The organism is Halomonas sp. PA16-9, assembly GCF_009728585.1.
Lineage (GTDB): Bacteria > Pseudomonadota > Gammaproteobacteria > Pseudomonadales > Halomonadaceae > Vreelandella > Vreelandella titanicae.
Genome location: NZ_CP040452.1, coordinates 1,290,357 through 1,308,486 on the forward strand (window position 1 = coordinate 1,290,357; position 18,130 = coordinate 1,308,486).

Annotated in this window: 14 protein-coding genes and 7 pseudogenes; 3 read left to right on the forward strand and 18 right to left on the reverse strand. The window is 53.2% G+C overall.

From position 1 onward, the window contains the following. Window positions 1-126 precede the first annotated feature (126 nt). Window positions 127-840: a 16S rRNA (uracil(1498)-N(3))-methyltransferase gene (locus FDY98_RS22305; RefSeq protein WP_027960151.1), complete on the forward strand. Its 714-nt coding sequence runs from the start codon at window positions 127-129 to the stop codon at window positions 838-840. A 19-nt stretch (window positions 841-859) separates the two neighbouring features. Here FDY98_RS22305 and rloA3 read toward each other — a convergent pair whose 3' ends face one another. The 12 genes and pseudogenes from rloA3 to hemH all read right to left on the reverse strand — a co-directional run bounded on the left by rloA3 (window position 860) and on the right by hemH (window position 11,877). Beyond that, complete coding sequence (rloA3, locus tag FDY98_RS22310; RefSeq protein ID WP_051430589.1) at window positions 860-1,429, reverse strand: retropepsin-like aspartic peptidase RloA3; 570 nt, start codon at window positions 1,427-1,429, stop codon at window positions 860-862. Window positions 1,430-1,470: 41 nt separating this feature from the next. Then, on the reverse strand, window positions 1,471-2,739 hold the full coding sequence (locus FDY98_RS22315) for a lytic murein transglycosylase (RefSeq protein ID WP_027960149.1): 1,269 nt from the start codon (window positions 2,737-2,739) through the stop codon (window positions 1,471-1,473). 86 nt (window positions 2,740-2,825) lie between these two features. Beyond that, window positions 2,826-4,270, reverse strand: a pseudogene (locus tag FDY98_RS22320) (DASH family cryptochrome). Window positions 4,271-4,333: 63 nt separating this feature from the next. After that, window positions 4,334-4,468, reverse strand: coding sequence for a DUF2256 domain-containing protein (locus tag FDY98_RS22325; RefSeq protein ID WP_081742653.1), 135 nt, complete (start codon window positions 4,466-4,468; stop codon window positions 4,334-4,336). Window positions 4,469-4,692: 224 nt separating this feature from the next. Then, window positions 4,693-5,096 (reverse strand): annotated as a pseudogene (gene mnhG / locus FDY98_RS22330) (monovalent cation/H(+) antiporter subunit G). Then, window positions 5,089-5,358, reverse strand: a complete 270-nt coding sequence (locus FDY98_RS22335; RefSeq protein WP_022522735.1) for a monovalent cation/H+ antiporter complex subunit F — start codon at window positions 5,356-5,358, stop codon at window positions 5,089-5,091. Before FDY98_RS22335 ends, mnhG begins: the two are co-directional and overlap by 8 nt. Beyond that, window positions 5,358-5,830, reverse strand: a pseudogene (locus FDY98_RS22340) (Na+/H+ antiporter subunit E). Before FDY98_RS22340 ends, FDY98_RS22335 begins: the two are co-directional and overlap by 1 nt. Next, window positions 5,827-7,431, reverse strand: a complete 1,605-nt coding sequence (locus FDY98_RS22345; protein ID WP_009287671.1) for a Na+/H+ antiporter subunit D — start codon at window positions 7,429-7,431, stop codon at window positions 5,827-5,829. Before FDY98_RS22345 ends, FDY98_RS22340 begins: the two are co-directional and overlap by 4 nt. Continuing rightward, window positions 7,428-7,774: pseudogene (locus FDY98_RS22350) on the reverse strand (Na+/H+ antiporter subunit C). The gene FDY98_RS22345 and the pseudogene FDY98_RS22350 overlap by 4 nt, the downstream one beginning before the upstream one ends. An 18-nt stretch (window positions 7,775-7,792) precedes the next feature. After that, window positions 7,793-8,224 carry a Na+/H+ antiporter subunit B gene (locus tag FDY98_RS22355; RefSeq protein WP_022522731.1) on the reverse strand — a complete coding sequence of 144 codons (432 nt, stop codon included), beginning with the start codon at window positions 8,222-8,224 and terminating at the stop codon, window positions 7,793-7,795. Next, on the reverse strand, window positions 8,217-10,556 hold the full coding sequence (locus FDY98_RS22360) for a putative monovalent cation/H+ antiporter subunit A (protein ID WP_027960148.1): 2,340 nt from the start codon (window positions 10,554-10,556) through the stop codon (window positions 8,217-8,219). The genes FDY98_RS22355 and FDY98_RS22360 overlap by 8 nt, the downstream gene beginning before the upstream one ends. A 230-nt stretch (window positions 10,557-10,786) precedes the next feature. Further along, a pseudogene (hemH, locus tag FDY98_RS22365) lies at window positions 10,787-11,877 on the reverse strand (ferrochelatase). A gap of 130 nt (window positions 11,878-12,007) precedes the next feature. Here hemH and FDY98_RS22370 point away from each other — a divergent pair. After that, window positions 12,008-13,596: pseudogene (locus FDY98_RS22370) on the forward strand (cryptochrome/photolyase family protein). Beyond that, on the forward strand, window positions 13,593-13,997 hold the full coding sequence (locus FDY98_RS22375; protein WP_331280482.1) for a thiol-disulfide oxidoreductase DCC family protein: 405 nt from the start codon (window positions 13,593-13,595) through the stop codon (window positions 13,995-13,997). Before FDY98_RS22370 ends, FDY98_RS22375 begins: the two are co-directional and overlap by 4 nt. Window positions 13,998-14,005: 8 nt before the next feature. On the opposite strand, the gene FDY98_RS22380 is transcribed toward FDY98_RS22375, so the two are convergent. From FDY98_RS22380 to rpsR, 6 genes and pseudogenes are all read right to left on the reverse strand, one after another. Beyond that, entirely contained in the window at window positions 14,006-14,308 is a 303-nt protein-coding gene (locus FDY98_RS22380) for a DUF6482 family protein (RefSeq protein ID WP_027960145.1), read from the reverse strand. Window positions 14,309-14,505: 197 nt separating this feature from the next. Then, window positions 14,506-14,799, reverse strand: coding sequence for a hypothetical protein (locus tag FDY98_RS22385; protein ID WP_022522725.1), 294 nt, complete (start codon window positions 14,797-14,799; stop codon window positions 14,506-14,508). Window positions 14,800-14,906: 107 nt separating this feature from the next. Continuing rightward, window positions 14,907-16,295 carry a replicative DNA helicase gene (dnaB, locus tag FDY98_RS22390; protein WP_009287667.1) on the reverse strand — a complete coding sequence of 463 codons (1,389 nt, stop codon included), beginning with the start codon at window positions 16,293-16,295 and terminating at the stop codon, window positions 14,907-14,909. Between the two features lie 276 nt (window positions 16,296-16,571). After that, window positions 16,572-17,017: pseudogene (gene rplI / locus FDY98_RS22395) on the reverse strand (50S ribosomal protein L9). A 15-nt stretch (window positions 17,018-17,032) separates the two neighbouring features. Continuing rightward, window positions 17,033-17,884 carry a hypothetical protein gene (locus tag FDY98_RS22400; protein WP_027960144.1) on the reverse strand — a complete coding sequence of 284 codons (852 nt, stop codon included), beginning with the start codon at window positions 17,882-17,884 and terminating at the stop codon, window positions 17,033-17,035. A gap of 12 nt (window positions 17,885-17,896) precedes the next feature. Then, window positions 17,897-18,124 carry a 30S ribosomal protein S18 gene (gene rpsR / locus FDY98_RS22405; protein ID WP_008958980.1) on the reverse strand — a complete coding sequence of 76 codons (228 nt, stop codon included), beginning with the start codon at window positions 18,122-18,124 and terminating at the stop codon, window positions 17,897-17,899. Window positions 18,125-18,130: the final 6 nt, after the last annotated feature.

Here is an 18,130-nt window from a genome sequence, read left to right on the forward strand (position 1 = left end):
GGGACTTTTTTATTCCCGTTACTGGTTCCGTTGCTGATATTGTGCCTGCACCACGCGCCTATGCAAGCCACCTTAATAGTTTAGCAAGGCGTACCGTGCCTGCTTTGTGACCAATAGACCATCATTATGAATTTGATTCTGCTCAATCCCAACGATCTCACCAATGACGGCCACGTCTGCATCACCGATCCACGCCGACTAAAACACCTTCGTGATGTCCATCGATCGGCACCTGGCGACCGGCTCACCGTGGGTGTGCAAGGCGGCGCCATGGGCAAAGCGATGCTAAAAGAGCTCAACGCTGAGCGCGCGTATTTCCAATTAGAAAACCTTGATGAGCCACCGCCGCCACCGTTACCCGTACATTTGGCATTGGCTCTGCCCCGTCCCCGTATGTTGGCGCGTACGTTAGAGCATGTGACGGCACTAGGCGTCAAAGAGATCACCCTGCTACATACTAAACGGGTTGAGAAGAGCTACTGGCAATCCCCTGAGTTACGCCCGGAGAAAATCTACCAGCACTTGCTACTCGGCTTAGAGCAAGCCCGCGACACCCAGCTACCATCGGTCACCCTGAGCAAAGGCTTTCGTCCTTTTTTGGAGCAGCAACTGCCTGGCTTACTCAGCGAACGCCGCGGACTCGTAGCCCATCCTGGCATGCCCAACGCCTGCCCAAGAGGCATAAGTGAACCTACCCTGCTATTGGTAGGTCCTGAGGGCGGTTTTATTGCTTGGGAGGTAGAGCAACTAATGCTAGCAGGTTGCGAGGGTATGCATCTAGGCCCGCGCATTTTACGCGTTGAAACAGCCGTGACCGCGCTTCTATCACGGCTGTTTTAAGCATTTATCGATAGGTAAGTTAGGACTGTTTATCTTCTGGGTCGTGGGGCACAACGGTGGCGTTTTCCCCACACTCGGGCTCCTGCAAGAAGGTTTCACGCACATCCAGCAAGCCAAGGTGGCTAATGGTACGACGACCGAGCAGCAGCGGATAGTTCATTTCTTCACGGTCACGTAGACTAAACTGCTCTTCGTAAATGGTGTCGCCCATACATACTTCCAACAACACCACGGGACGCTCGTCGCGGCCGCCTGCTCCGCGAACAGCCAATTCTCGATAAAGCGGCCGCTCAATTTGGTCGCTGAATACGTCTCCGCTTCCTTGATCTTCAAGCTTCAAACGAAAGCGCACCCACTCCTCGTCATCCTGCTCGAACATCTCTATATCGCGAGCGTCTAATGAAGAGGTTAATGCTCCGCTATCGAGCTTGGCTTTTACCTCGATATCCCAGGGTTGCAGGGTGGCTTTTTCAACCCAGCCGAATACCTGGTCATCATCTGCCATCGCCATGGAAGCAGACAGACCAGAACCTAACAACACGGCACCTAACATCACTCTGTTAAAAAACATCTTACCTATCAACTGCATAACATCATCCTTGGAAATTAGAAGCACCCTTTTAACACTGCTTACTGCGAACGCTGGCGTAGCTGTTCAAGTAGCTCCTGGGTCGCAAACCCATCCGGTATTAACCCTTGATCACGCTGAAAGTTCCGCAAACCTTGCCGGGTGTTGGGCCCCATAATGCCGTCCGCGCCGCCTACAGAGTATCCTACCCGGTTCAATGCGCGCTGAAGTTCTTGAACATTGTCACGGGTAAGTGGCGCTTGATCCCGGGGCCAGCTGTGCTGAATGCCCTCGCGTCCAGCGATCGCATCGCCTAAAGTCGCAACGGCCAGTGCATAACTGGTGGCATTGTTATAGCGTAAAATCGCACGGAAATTAGCACCTACCAAAAATGCAGGGCCATTAGCGCCAGCGGGTACCACGATAGCGGCGCTATCGAAGTTCGGCAATTCGCCCTGCTGCGCCTGTACGCCTTGGTTGCGCCACTCGGCACTGCTGCGGCGTTCGGTCTGGGCGTAATCAAACCCTTCGGGCAGGCGTACCTCAATACCCCAGGGTTGACCGGTTTGCCATCCGGCTCGGTCAAGATAGTTGGCCGTTGATGCCATGACATCAGGGATGCTGTCCCAAATATCGCGCCGACCGTCACCGTCGCCATCGACGGCATAGGCTTCGAAGCTACTGGGAATAAACTGAGTATGTCCCATCGCCCCAGCCCAGGAGCCCTTCATGTCTTCAGCAGCGATATCACCTTGATCAATAATCCGTAACGCCGCGAGCAGCTCACCTCGAGCAAAGTCACGGCGTCGACCATCGTAAGCCAGCGTGGCCAGGGACTCCAACGTCGAAAAATCGCCAAAATTACTGCCATAGTTACTTTCGATGCCCCAAATGGCGACGATTATTTCTGCTGGCACCCCATAGCGCTGCTCCATTTGCTGAGCAGTGTCACGGTGATCAGCCAGCTTTTCTTGACCGTTAGTAATACGCGTGGATGAAACCGCGGTATCCAGATACTCCCAAATAGGGCGAACAAATTCGGGCTGGTAGCCGTCGAGTTCAATCACACGCTCACGATAACGAACGCCATCCAGGGCGTTGCTTAATGTGGCTTCGCTGACCCCTTGGCCTGCAGCGTACTGGCGAAAATCTCGAAGCCACTGCTGAAAATTAGCATAGCTAACCTCAGAAGCAGCCTGGGTATCGACTTCTGACATTAGCTGAGGGTTAGCGACCGCTACGCTTGCCGCGAAAGGAGCGCTTAGCGCTGCGACTATGGAAACACACAAAAGAGGGCTGCAGCGCCGCCCAATAGAGAAATTACCAGACATTATATCGATCCTTAGGCAGTCCTTGGCATATCTGGAATGATGGCCTAGAAAAGAGGTAGATACTAGGGTCTGGCCGAAGGTGATAATTACTTTATAACGCTCTCCACGGCGGACGACTCAGCTAAAGTGCCTACTTCACAGCGAGGAATTAGCCATCGCTCCCACTGCTCGGGCACAACGCAGGGAGCATCAAACCTCAAGGGTCTGCACGCCACGGCTGATGGCGCTCCAGGCCATTGGGCAGTGTTTCAAGCTGCTCCAGCCAGTGAGCAACATAGAGCCCCTGGGGATCGTAATGGCCCGCCTGTTTGAGCACATTAAAGTAACGATCTTGGCGAGGATCGCGCCCAACACCAGCAATATAGCGCCAATTGCCCCAGTTGCTGGCCACGTCATAATCAATCAGGCAGTGCTCGAACCATAACGCCCCCAAACGCCAATCTACCTTTAAGTCTTTAACTAAAAAGCTGGCCACGTTTTGCCGGGCACGATTGGATAGCCAGCCAGTGTGGCGAAGCTCCAGCATAGCGGCATCCACAAACGGCAACCCCGTGGTGCCGTTACGCCAGGCATCGAAAGCGGCACACGGCTGGTCAGTCTGGCGTGAGCCAAACATTTGCGCCCCTTCCAACTGAGCGGCACGGATAAAATACTCCCGCCAGAGCAGTTCGAAGCTAATCCAGTAGCTTGACTCATTACTGCCGTTTTCCGCTTCCCATGCTTTCACAGCCTCATAGACTTGACGAGCTGACAGGCAACCTCGCGCCAGCCAGGGTGAAACGCGGGTTGAAAAATTAGCCCCCAATAGCCCGTTGCGGGTTTTCTTGTAGGTTTCACCGCCCTGTTGACGCCACAAGTAATCCTTCAGACGCCCATGAGCCGCTGACTCTCCTCCCCTATAAGCGTAACCTTGGCGAGGATCGGGCTGCCAGGTAGCGCTCTGCTCACAGACGGCTTTTAGCGGCGGAAATCCCCTTGCCGCCTCGGGCCAAGGGGGCAACGTTATTGGAGCGCAGCGGCTGGCAGGCACAGCACATTCGCTCTCCACAATGCGCCTAAAGGCAGAAAAACTCCCAGGCAGCGCTTCCCGCTCAAAAGGCAGCGCCTTTAGATCAATGAGTCGCCCACTCTCTATGCAATTGAGGGCCGTTTGACTAGGCAGGCCTTGCTCAACCGCCTGAATATGCGCGAATTCCTCAACCCCTGCATGGTCAGCAACACGCACCTCTCGTGCGTTTAACTTTGACGCCAGCTCAATCACCACATCACTGGGCTTGCCAATGCGCACCAGCAGATCACTGCCACGCTTTAGGAGCTCACCACGCAACTCCATTAAGCTTTGCCATAAAAAGCGCAACCGCGCAGGCCCAATACGCGGCGTAGATTCGACGTCAAATAATGGCAAGAACCATCGCTCATCTAACACGTAGATACACATCAGATAACTAGGAGGAGAGGCAAAGTGTAAAAGAGGATTATCAGCAATACGCAGGTCGTCTTGCAGCCAGACAATATCAATCGTGCTGTACATGCTTGTGCCTCCTAAGGGTACATTCCTGCCCAGAACTTGGTGCTATCACCGTGGCTTGCTTGGCTACTTGGCACTACGACGGCACCGCTCGCTGCAGTAGCGCACCTCGTTCCAGCAGCACGCCCATTTTTTCCGCCAGGGAAACGGTCGCTGGCATTGAGCACAGTCTTTTTGCGGTAGGTGTTGTTTGCGTCGCATGGTCACGTTTAATCACATTTCTACGGGGCATGGGGTAAAACATGAACACATTATCTTATACAGTACAATTATTGTACATGAATTTTATTGTACATTATTTGCTAAGGGCGAACTAATTACTCGCGTCTTAATACACCCCATATCCAGACGCAAAAAAACCACCCGAAGGTGGCTTAGCAGCGGTTATTCAATGGCTACTACGCTGTGGTTTGCTCTAGTCAAGCCTAGTCAGGGTCAGTCTCGCGAGGTTGGCGCTTGGCGTTTTCCTGGGTTTCCAGGCCGCTTTTAAGCTCATGGGTTAAGGGATCATAGTTCGGGCGCAACTCATCCTTTACGGTACCGCTCCACAGCTTCGAGCCAACAAAGTACCCGGCACGGCCAATCACGTGGGCCGCCACGGGGGCGGTCATCAGGATAAACACGATGATGGCAAATGAGCGGGCCACGATCCCCACTTCAGCAAAGTGCATGGCCGCTGCCAACATAATTAAGATAACGCCTAACGCCGCGGCCTTGGTAGTGGCATGCATGCGGGTTAACAAATCGGCAACCGCAGCAATCCGACTGAGGCAAGCAATATAAATAGTGCACCACCAATGATTAACGCGCCCTTTATGAAATCAATCATCCCTTGGGCCTCCCCTTTCCAAAAAGCGCGCAAACGCAATTGCCGCTAAGAACCCCATTAATGCGATCACAATGGCGGCATCCAGAAAGCTAGCCACGTCAGACTTGATGGCATAAACCCCGACCAATCCCACCACGGTGGTAGAAAAAAGCTCTAACGCCACCACCCGATCAGGCAAACTCGGCCCGCGCACTACACGCACAAAAGTAAAAATAAGCGCCAGGCTCATGATGACTTGGCTTATTAAAATGACGGTATCCATTAGCGAAATAGCTCCAAAGCCCGGTGCTCCATCTCTTTTAAGTTGCGCCGTAGCTCCTCTTCATTGTCTAAAAACATCGCGTGGATATACAAGACTTTACGGTCATCTGATACATCCAGGCTCAACGTTCCTGGTGTCAATGAAATCAGATTGGCTACCAGAGTAATTTCCATTTCGGTACGCGCGGAAAGCGGCATCGCAATGACCCCAGGCTTCATATGCCAAGGGGGGTGACAATATCAAAAGCGACACGCAAGTTGGCTTGAACAAGTTCTTTTAGAAAAAAACCAATAAAGCCGATAAAACGCGGTACTCGCGCAGGATAGCCTTTTAGGGAATCAAGCTGAGGTTCGATGAGTATCAGCGTAATGTAGCCAAATATTAGCCCGACAAGGAGGTTTAAGCCGCTAAAATCACCGCTTAACAGTACCCAAGCAAGGCCTAGCAGTAGGTTCCAAATGGCTCCGGTCATCGCGCTGTCTCCCCGGCGTCCGCCTCAGGTTGATCTTCTGCCGCCCCCGTTGGCTGCAGCAGAACATCGTCTGCACTGGCTGAAGCACCCAATACGGCTTCGATGTACCCCGAAGGTTCAAACAGTTGATCACCAATACCCATCATCACCCACATAATAGGTTCTGCAAGCACACCAATGAGCAGAGAAAATAACGCCAACACCATAACGGGCGAATACATCATCCACAGGCTAGGCTTTAACAGACGACCGTCGTCACCAGTTGGCGTGGCAGTCGCAGGCACGTCGTTATCTTCGGGTAACGACTTCCAAAACACTTCATTCCAAATTTTCACCATGGAATAAAGCGTCATCAATCCCACCGCCAGTGCAATGCCGGTCACCACATAGGCTTCAACTTCCAGGCCTGCACGCACAATCACGAATTTGGCAAAAAAGCCTGACAGCGGCGGCACCCCCGCCAGCGAGAATGCAGAAAGAAAGAACGCCACGGCAAGCCAAGGGCGATCTCGGTACAGCCCGCCCATTTTTTTAAGCTGGTAGGTTCCCTGCAAACGGTGGGTGATACCACTGATCAAGAAGAGATTGGTCTTCACCACCATGTTATGCACGATGGCAAACACGCCACCGGCGATCGCCAAAGGTGTGTAAAGAGCTAAGCCTAAGATCATATAGCCAATCTGGCTGACGATATGAAACGACAAGATTCGCCTAAACTCATGCTGGGCGGCGGCACCGAGCACGCCTGTTACCATAGTGAAGGCAGCACCCCAGAGCATAATCTCCTGGAGATAGCCCATGGTTTGATCGAACATCAGGGTAAAGACACGGAACATCGCATACACCCCCACCTTGGTGAGCAACCCGGCAAACAGCGCCGAAACAGCGACCGGTGGGGTGTGATACGAGGCTGGCAGCCAGAAAAATAGCGGAAAGGCGGCGGCTTTGATGCCGAAGGCCACCATAAACATGACCGCCAGCACTTCCACCATACCGGTGTGCTCTGCCTCATCCATGCGCAACGCAATGTCGGCCATGTTGAGTGTACCCACCATGCCATAGAGTAGCCCCACCGCGGTCAGGAAGATGACCGATGCCAACAGGTTCAAGGTGACGTACTTAATCGCCCCTTCCATCTGCGCGCGTTCTCCCCCCAGAATCAGCAGCGCAAAAGAGGCCACCAGCATTACCTCAAACCATACATAGAGGTTAAAGATATCGCCGGTTAAGAAGGCCCCCATCACCCCGGCGAGCAGCAGGTGCATTAACGGATAGTAGCCAAATTTTTCGTGGCCGCGGCCAGTGGTGGCCAGCGAGTAAACACCCATTGCCAAACCGATAATAGCCGTCATTAACACCATCACCGCACTTAACAGATCGGCTATTAAGGTAATCCCGAAGGGAGCTGGCCAGCTACCCATTTGCATGGTGACATAGCCATCTGACAACGTAGATACAAACAGCCACAGGCTAACCATGAGTAGCGCAACATTACCTGCCACCGCCAAAAAGCGCTGCATGGGGCGCGCGCGCCAAAACAACAAGGAGACTGCCCCGGTTAGCAGGGGCAAGAGGACGGGAAGAGCAACTTCAGGCCTCACGTATCAGTATCCTTCATCTTATCGAGATCATCAGCCTTAACGACTTCGTAGGCGCGTCGAATCAATACCACGGCAAAGGCAAGCACCCCAAAGGCAATCACAATGGCCGTCAGCACAACCGCTTGGGGTAAGGGGTCGGCTACCCGCTGGGCGGCAGCATCATCCCCTCAGGGATAAGCGGAGGTGCTCCACGGGTCATGCCCGCCGTGGTAAAAATCAGTAAATTGGCGGCATTAGAGAGCAGCATCAGACCAATCACCAGTTTGACGATAGAACGACGCAACATCATAAAAATAGCCGTCGCATACAGCAGGCCAATCGCCACTGCCATTAATGGTTCCATGCTGTGCCTCCTGTTAACTCAAGGTTCATCCTTGTCGACCTCCATAAGCGTCATCACCATGCCGGTGACCGAACCCAGCACAGCAAAATAGACGCCTACATCGAAAATCAGCGGCGTGGAAGCTTTAAAGTCGATAACCGGGATAGTCCACCACTGGGCTGTCAGAAATGGCTGCCCCATAAACCAGGCAGGCACTACCGAGATCATTCCCAGCAATAGCCCAACCCCAATCAGGTCTCGGGGGTCGACCATGCGCAGCACTTCTTTGGTGGCACTTACACCAAAGGCAAACAGATACAGCGTAAACGCCCCTGCCGCTACCAAGCCGGCAATAAATCCTCCGCCCGGCTCGTCATGCCCTCGCAGCAATAGGAAAATAGAAAACATCAGTTGCAGCGGCATTAAAAACCGTGCGGCGGTATTAAGAATAATCGTGCCTGACTTAACCATCGTAAGGCTCCTTGGCAGCTACTTTACTGCTGTCGGTGGTTTTGGTGTTATTGCGTAGCTTTAACATGGCGATCACGCCGATGGCGGCAAGCGCTAACACGAACATCTCACCTAAGGTATCCAGGGCACGGTAGTCGACCAAAATGACGTTAACGATGTTGCGGCCATACGCCAAAGGCGCGCTGTTCTCAATCATGTAGGTCGAAATGGGCTCAAACTGTTGAATGCTCCAGGAGGTCATAATCAGTAGGCAGATCAAGATACCCACCATAGCGGCCACCACGCCGTCGCGTATGCGCTCCAAGCTGGTGGAAAGATTCGAGAAGCGTGGCAGGCGAAACAGCACCAGTACCAGCAAAATAACCGTTAAGGTCTCTACCAGCAGTTGGGTAATCGCTAAATCTGGCGCACTGAACAGAACAAAAATCAATGCAATGGAAAAACCCATGATGCCCACGGAAACCACTGCCCCCAGCCGCGATCGAGAAATGGTCGCAAACAGTGCCCCCATCACCATAGTGCCAGCCACGACTACCTCGTGAAAACGCACATCCAGGTCAACGGCAAACACAGGCGAATGGCGTAATAGAATTGAATTACCGATCAGTGCAATAAGCGTCGCTAACATCACTAAAATGTAGTTACGCATATAGCCGTTTTGGAGCAGCCGAGTTTGCCACTCTGAGAAGTGCACAATGCCATTCATCATGCTTTCATACCCAGCCTCGGGGCCATGGCGCATCACCGGTGCCAATACAGAGAGCTTGCCACGCACGCTGTCCCAACGCCTAAACAGCAAAAAGCCTAAACCAAGGCTAACGATCGACATTATCAACGCGACGTTAATGCCATACCAAAGCGACAGCGCCACTTCTACTGTTTGCCCGGATATAGCAGTGGCGGTTGCCGTTAACAACGCATCAGCACCCAGCACAGCGGGCATCAAGCCTAACAGGAGCGACCCTAGTGCGAGCAACGCGGGCCCAAGCAGCATACCAGGCGGAGCTTCATGTGGTTCAAGCGGGGTTTGGTGACGCTTACCGTAAAAAGGACGTAGCGCCACAATGAAAGCAACGGCGATAGTTAAAATAGATGCCAGAAAGGCGAACAGCACCAGTAGTGTTCGGAAGCTATCGGCACCGAGAACTGATTCAAGCATCAGTTCTTTACCGATAAAACCGAGTAGCGGCGGCACACCGGCAAGCGAAAGCGCAGCCACCAACGCAATGGTGGCAGTCAGCGGCATCACTGAGCGTAACCCGCCCATCTGGGTGACATCTTTCGTGCCGGTCTCATGATCGAGAATACCGGCGACCATAAACAGCGCCCCTTTATACAGCGAGTGCGCGAGCAGGAAGGTAACAAACGCGGTCATCGCGTACTCGGTGCCGATGCCCAATAGCATCGTCAGCGTGCCCAGCGCCATAATGGTCGAGTAAGCGAGCAGCTTTTTGATATTGGTGTGATGAATCGCTAAAAACGCACCCACCAGCATAGTGGTTGCGCCGACCACGGAAAGAACGCCAACCCACATCGCAGTGCCACCCAGCTCCGGGTGTAAGCGCGCCAGCAGATAAATACCCGCTTTCACCATGGTGGCCGAGTGCAGGTAAGCCGAAACCGGAGTCGGCGCGGCCATGGCGTTGGGTAACCAAAAGTGAAACGGAAACTGAGCCGATTTGGTGAAGGCACCCAGTAGCAAACAGATCAGCATAGGCGTGTAGAGTGCATGTTCACGCAGGTCAGCCTCCTGATCAAGAATCTCCGCCAGCGACCAGCTACCGCTGGCAATCCCTAGCAGCACCAGCCCAGCCATTAATGCTAACCCACCCGCCACGGTAACGAATAAGCCCTGCCGCGCTGATTTACGTGCATTGATATCAGCGTGGTTAAAACCAATCAGCAAATAGGAGGTAATGCTGGTCAATTCCCAAAAAACGAATAGCGTTAATAGGCCGTCAGCTAGTACCAGCCCCAGCATCGACACCATGAAGGCGACCAAGGCGATGTGAAATCGGGCAAGATCAGGGTGATCTTTAAGGTAGCCGCCGGCATATACCAGCACGCAGGCCCCCATAACGGTAATCAATAACCCAAAGAGTAACGATAGACCGTCCAACAGGAAGGTAAGGCTGATTCCCAGAGAAGGCACCCACTGCCACTCTAAAAGCAGGCTACCGTTCTCAATGACCTCAGGGGCTTGAAGTGCCAACCACGCCGCCAATCCGGCAGGAAATAGAGCCAATACTAGGCTGGCACGCTGGCCGAACCAGTGGTTTAACATTGGCGATAGCGCCGCCAGTACGAACCCCATTAAAACAGCAAATTGTATCAAGCGAAACCTCCTGAAAAACGAAAGGCTCACCACCAAGACAGCCGCTAGCGGTTAGACACCTTACTTTGCCAATAATATGCCAGCGTTGAATAATAGTGATTCTAAAGTTGTACACCATATAACAGGTAGTTTTGACTGACCAGTCAAACGCTTAAACGCAAACAGCCGCACAGCGATTAATTTCGCAGGGCGGCTGCTATTAGCTTTCAGTTATGACGAGTAGCTAGCTAAACGCTAGGGTTTGGGGCCGATAGCCATCCTGCTAATTCATTGTTGATGACTGCTAACAGTGCCTCAATATGGTCATCGCGATCATTCAGGCAAGGTATATAGCTGAACGTTTCGCCACCCGCTTCCATAAAGCTATCGCGAATCTCCTCTTCGATCTCTTCCAAGGTTTCAACACAGTCGGAAGAGAAGGCAGGCGACATAATCGCAATGTGCTTATGCCCCTGCTCGGCGAGTTCTGCCACATGCTTAACGGTTTGTGGGCCGACCCATTTTTCAGGGCCAAACTGCGACTGGAAAGCGGTATCCACTTCCTCTTTGCTAAAACCAAGCTTCTCACGGAGCAGGCGCGTCGTTTTCTGGCACTGACAGTGGTAAGGATCACCCTCCATCAGGTAGCGCTCGGGAACGCCATGGTAGCTGGCAACCAGCTTGGTCGGCCGGGTCGAGAAACCGTCGTAGGCTTCTTGTACCGAGTTGGCCAACGCCTGAACGTAGGCAGGATGTTCAAATAAGCGGGCACCGTACGTATATAAGGCTGCCACTTCATCTTCATCAGGGTGCGAAACGCCTGATCATTCGCCGTCGCCGTGGTGGGCGAACCGTACTGAGGGTATAGCGGAAAAAACACGATTCGCTCGCAGCCCTTCTCTTTTAATCGCGTCAGCACGCTTTCCGTCGAGGGATTACCGTAGCGCATGCAGAAATCGACCTCGACATCGTCACCATAAAGCGCCTTTAACCGTGCGGTCATCTTCTCGGTCTGGGCGCGCGTCGTTGTTAGCAGCGGGCTTTCGTTTTTCTCGTTATTCCAGATTCCCCGGTAGGCCTTGCCCGATGAGAACGGACGCTTGGTCAAAATAATCAGCTGTAGCAACGGCTGCCATTTCCAACCGGCATAGTCGACCACACGCTTATCAGAAAGAAACTCATTAAGGTAACGACGCATTGACCAGTAGTCGGTGGCATCCGGGGTTCCCAGGTTTGCCAGCACAACACCCACCTTGGCGCGCGCTACTGGTGGATGATCGCTGGGTGCATGGGCCAAGCAGCCCTCGCCCGGCTGATCCTTGACGACATTCTCGGTCATTACTCATGCTCCTGAAAAATAACGATGGTGCTCAGTACCTCTATCAATTGATTAAATCCTATCACTTTTCGGCAAAGTGGCGGTATAAAGTTATACTATCGGCATCATTTGTATAATTACAGGCTAACTCATGTCCAAGCCTTTGCTTTTGGTGCTCGGCGACCAGCTCTCGTTTTCACTCACAACGCTGCAAGACGCGCCCGCCAATGCCGTGGTTGCCCTGTGCGAAGTTGGCGAGGAAGCGCGCTATGTTCCCCATCATATCCATAAAATTGGCTTTTTTTGGCTGCCATGCGTCACTTTGCCCAGGCACTGCGCGAAAAAGGCTTTCAAGTGCACTACAGCGCGCTGGATGATGCAGATAATTGCCACTCCCTTATTGAGGAAGCCGAACGCATCGCGCAACAGTGCGGCTGCGATGAGATACGCGTTGCCCGACCTGGCGAATGGCGGCTATGGGAGACGATGCAGCAGCGCGAAAACGCAACGATTCCGTGGCGACTACTTGAGGATGAGCGCTTTTTCACCACACCCGATGACTTTAGCCAATGGGCAAGCGGACGCAAACAGCTGCGCCTTGAGTACTTTTACCGAGAACAGCGCAAACGTACCGGGTACTTGATGGAGGGCGACGAGCCCGTTGGCGGCAAATGGAATTTTGACCACGACAATCGCCAGCCTATCAAAGCCAAACTGGATTTCCCTGAGCTACCTCAACATCGTCAGGATGCGATCACCCAAGAAGCGCTAAACGATGCCAAGCGCCATTTTGGCGACCATATGGGGTCTCTGGATAATTTCAACCTGCCTGTCACTCGTCGACAAGCGCTGGTGGATTTACACCATTTTATAGACCATGGATTGGCTGATTTTGGCCGCTATCAAGATGCAATCAGTGACTCTGCACCTTATTTGTATCACTCGCGCCTCTCAGCTGCGATGAACATCGGCCTGCTGTCGCCCCATGAAGTCTGCGAAGCCGCCGAGCAGCGTTACTATGGCGGTGACGTGTCGATCAACGCCGTGGAAGGGTTTATCCGCCAAATTCTTGGCTGGCGTGAGTATGTGCGAGGGCTCTACTGGACGCAGATGCCCAGCTACAAAGGGTCTAATCAGCTAGGTTTTGAGCGCGGCCTGCCAGCGTTTTACTGGGACGCGGATACCGATATGCGCTGCTTGCAGCGCGCTATTCAGATGACCATCGACAATAGCTACGCCCACCATATTCAACGACTGATGGTGACAGGCAATTTCGCCTTACTATGCGGAGTTAAACCTGAGGCGCTATGCGACTGGTACTTAGCGGTTTATGCAGATGCCAGTGAGTGGGTAGAGCTGCCTAACACCCTAGGGATGGTGCTCCATGCCGACGGCGGCTTAATGGGCTCAAAGCCCTACTGTGCGTCGGGCAAGTATATCGACAAAATGTCCGACCATTGTCAGCACTGCCGTTACTCACCCAAGCAGGTCACGGGGCCAAAAGCCTGCCCTTTCAACAGCCTTTACTGGCACTTTCTCGAAACCAACGCTGAGCGCCTGAGTAAGACCCCTCGCATGAAGCTGATTTACGGCTCCCTCAACCGCATGGCCGACGAGAAGCGCGAGGCTATCCGCCAACAGGCTGAGCACTTTTTGGATCAATTGGAAACATCGCCTGGCTACGGGCAGCCCTGCCACACAGCAGGTTATTCGGCCAATACCAACCAGGAGTCACCATGAGCCGCTACACGCCACTACATGCTGCACCGCCAGTTACGCTATTTCACGATGGTCACTGCCCCTTTTGCCAACAGGAAGTCGCGTGGCTGGAAAAGCATCGCCATCGGGAACACATCGCGCTGATAGATATTCAGGCCCGTGATTTTAACGCTCAGGCGTATGGGCAAGAATTTAACGCCATGATGGGCCAGTTGCACCTGCGTGATAGTCAAGGGAGATGGTACATCGGCATGGATGCCAGCCGTGCCCTCTATGCAGTGTTGGGCTATCGGCGGCTGGTGAGGTTTTCGTGCTTACCGGGAGTACACGGCATAATGAATGCCGGTTACCGATTTTTGCCCGTCGCCGAATTCGGCTTGGGCAGTGGTGGGAAAAGCGTCAGACTAAACGTTGATGGGTGAGAGCAGCGTTAAAAAACAAGCGGCATACGCGATGTGAGCGGCTCACTATAGTGCGCGTCGCGGCCTATCACTTCATCGTGGGGCACATGCTGTACCAGGTAAGCGCGATGAATCCCGGCGCGCTTGAGATCCATATAGGCATCATCTAGCGAGCGAAACAGCATTGGCTTGGTACGCTGCGTCAGCATATGACGCTCGCCTTCAACGTCTTCCAGCTCAACCTGATAAAAACGGCTGCCCGAATGGGTAATCACGCGAATTTCAAAATTGTCGTGATTGGCGACAAACTGCTTAAGATCCTTAAGTTCCATGGTTCCCTCCTATTATTTGGCTATTTCATACGTTATGTCAGACGGCATGTCATCAGGGCACAGCATGACTGTACCCCATGACACTTCTGTTGCCCCGTCATTGCAATGTAATGACAACAAGCAATAACTAGACATTAATAGCTAGGAGGTCAATAGTGCAAGAGAGTTCCTGACCGGAAGGTCAAGATATCAATTGATTATTGATATTCAGAGGGGTCGATCGCTTTGCCAAGCGAATTGCGGTCAATCCAGTTGCCGCCTTTAGTCTCTTTGTAGCGGAACACGACCTTATCTCCCACCGTCACAGGCAGCTCACCATCTTCAGTCTGGTAACTATACTTCTCGCCTGCGACCACTAAATGGTAGCGATAAAGATCCGGCATACCTAGCCACTCTTTAAAAGGGCCTTCGCGCTCTATCGCCTCTAGCTCACCGCGACCTTCTAACTTAGGAAGACGCTGCCGGTTACCGCGCCGAAATCCACCTGCCATTTGCTGCTCCCGTTTTTACATATCGTGGGTGAGGCATTATACGAACTCGCCCCCCATCCTCAAGCTACTTATCACTAGCCTGTCATCACAAACCAGTCATCATTAACTTAGTCGCCGAACGCTTGGCCGTAACTATCCGGGGCCAAATCCTCAAAGCGGGTATATTTGCCGATAAAGGCCATATGCACCGTGCCGATAGGACCATTACGCTGCTTACCGATAATTAACTCAGCAATCCCCTGATTGTCGGGATTATCTGGATTATAGACCTCATCGCGATAAACGAAGGCAATGACGTCGGCATCCTGCTCGATCGCACCAGATTCCCTCAGATCCGACATAACCGGGCGTTTGTTGGGGCGCTGCTCCAAGGAGCGGTTCAACTGAGAAAGAGCCACCACAGGGCAGTTAAACTCTTTCGCCAACCCCTTCAAGGAGCGCGAAATCTCGGAAATCTCACCGGTGCGGTTTTCGCTAAAGCCAGGGATCTGCATCAACTGAAGATAATCGATCATGACCAGTGCGATATTGCCATGTTCACGCACCACACGGCGCAACCTTGAGCGCATTTCGTTAGGCGACAAGGCCGCAGTGTCGTCGATAAACAGCTGTTTGTCTTTGAGCAGATTAACCGCTGAGGTTAAACGCGGCCAATCCTCGTCCTCCAGTTGCCCGGTACGCACACGGGTTTGATCGATTCGGCCCAGGGAAGACAGCATCCTCAGCATGAGCGACTCTGCGGGCATCTCCATGGAGAACACCATGACTGGCTTGTCGCTGGAAATCACCGCATGTTCAACCAGGTTCATAGCGAAGGTCGTTTTACCCATCGAGGGTCGACCGGCGATGACCACCATATCGGATGGCTGCAACCCGGTGGTCATTTCATCCAGATCACGAAAACCAGTGGAAAGCCCGGTCATTTCACCTTTCAGATTAAACAGCTCATCAATACGATCCACCGCCTTGGTCAATAGATCGCTCATGCCAATGGGGCCGCCCGTTTTGGGGCGCTCCTCGGCAATCTGGAACACTAACCGCTCGGCTTCGTTAAGCAATTCATCAGCCGGGCGCCCCTGGGGAGTAAAGGCACTATCGGCAATTTGATTAGCCGCACGGATCAGCTTGCGCAGCGTTGCCCGCTCACGCACGATATCAGCATAGGCGCGAATATTACTGGCAGAGGGCGTGTTACGAGCAAGCTCTGCCAAAAACGCCAGGCCGCCTACGGTATCCAAGTGATCACGCGCTTCCAGCGCTTCAGAAAGCGTCACCACATCCAGCGGCTGACCGGCTTCAGCCAGATGAATCATCACGTTGAACACCAAACGGTGCTCATAGCGGTAGAAGTCATCAGCGACCAACCGCTCTGAAACGTTATCCCAGGCCTGGTTGTCTAGCATGAGCCCGCCTAGTACCGACTGCTCCGCCTCTAATGAATGCGGCGGCAGTTTTAGCGCTGCCGTTTCTGTATCAGCAGAAGGCTGGTCCTGCATAGCGAGCTCCTTTAAACACTACTGCGTAGCCGGTGAAGATGCTTATCTTAGCCGCATGCGGTGCGACTACCAACATGATCAAGGCGTTGTCTTAAAATACCCAGCGGGAGATGGGCTGGATAGTTTTGGCAACGCCCAAAAAATAGCGAATATCCAGAACTAGCGGATACCCGGAAAAACAAAAGGCGCGGGAGAAACCCCGCGCCTTTTGAGGCAGCTGTATTAGCTGCCGTTAGTAACGACTTTACGTCGTTACTAACTTAACTACTCGCTCAATTACTCTGCAACTACCACTACGCGTACAACGGCATCCACTTCAGCGTGCAAGTGAAGAGTGATGTCGTATTCGCCAGTTTGACGAATTGGGCCATTTGGCATGCGGACTTCGCTTTTGGCAATATCGATGCAGCAGAGGAAATCGCGTCGGCCAGGTCACGCGGACCAATAGAACCAAACAGCTTGCCTTCATCGCCTGCTTTGGAAACCAAAGACAGTTCGATGTCGTTTAGCTGCTCAGCGCGCGCTTCGGCTTCTGCCTTACGCTCAGCGGCTTGCGCTTCGAGCTCAGCACGCTGTGCTTCAAACGCTTCGATGTTGTCTTTGGTGGCCGGTACGGCTAAGCCGTAAGGCACCAAGTAGTTACGACCATAACCAGGCTTCACGGTGACCTTGTCACCCAGGCCGCCCAGCTTACCAATGTTGTCGAGCAGAATGACTTCCATCTCGTAAACCTCTTGTCAGTTGCTGCGGGCAAGGCGTGCGCGAACGTTCGCGAATGTATCAATCAGCCCCAACAGCAGCACAATGAGAATCGTGGGCCAGGTCGTGATCAGTAGCACATAAAATGCTACCAGCCACAGCCCGTTCATCCCCTTTATTCCAATAAACCCGTGCACTAACGCAACGCCAGCTACCAACAGCGGAATCCAACCAAGCATCGCCAGCGCATGAGCGCCTAGCAGCATACCTATCACCCCAATGACGACCAGCACGGCCAGTTCTTTAGGGGTCAAGCGCAGTGCGTGAAACTCTTCGCGAAAGCCACCTGGGTTGTACAACCCAGCTTGCCAACTCCGCGCAAGTGCCAAGCACACTATGGCTGCCAACAGCACCACAAGCCCGGTTACTCCACCCACCACCAGTGCGGCAATGGTTTGAGTATCGTAGCCTTGATTGGCAAATTCCGTGAGCATGCGATCCACTTCTTCTGAACCTTCTCGCAACTGCTCAAGCATTAGCTCAGTGCCACCTGGCGGACTGAAGATGCCGAGTTGAACCATGACAGAGGCGACCAACGTCCCCACAATCAAGGTTTCTCCCCAACGCATCCTCTCGCGCAGGATAACGGCCATCAGCGTAACCAGCAGTATGCTAGCAAGCGGAATCACATCACCCTGAGCCCACCACCAACCGGCTGGTAGTGCTGCGGCGATGATGACCGGTAGCGCAGGGGCAAAACCTCTGCGCAGCGTCATCAACGCAGCGATGGCTGCTCCTAACCAGAACAGCCAAGGCACTAGCGTTGCCAAGGCCGCCCCGCCTGCCGCGTAAGGCGTGCCCCGCATTAGCCATCGGGCTAGTGCCAGCATCACGTTAAACGCTTACTGGTGGCTATCGGAGTAGGGCAGCAGTGCCAGATAACGCGAACGCTTGATAGCGGTCGCCAACTGACGCTGATAGCGTGCTTTGGTGCCGGTAATACGGCTTGGAACGATCTTGCCGGTTTCGGTGATGTAAGCCTTCAGCGTGTCCAGATCTTTGTAATCGATCTGCTTGATGCCTTCAGCGGTGAAGCGGCAAAACTTACGGCGACGGAAAAAACGTGCCATGGACTA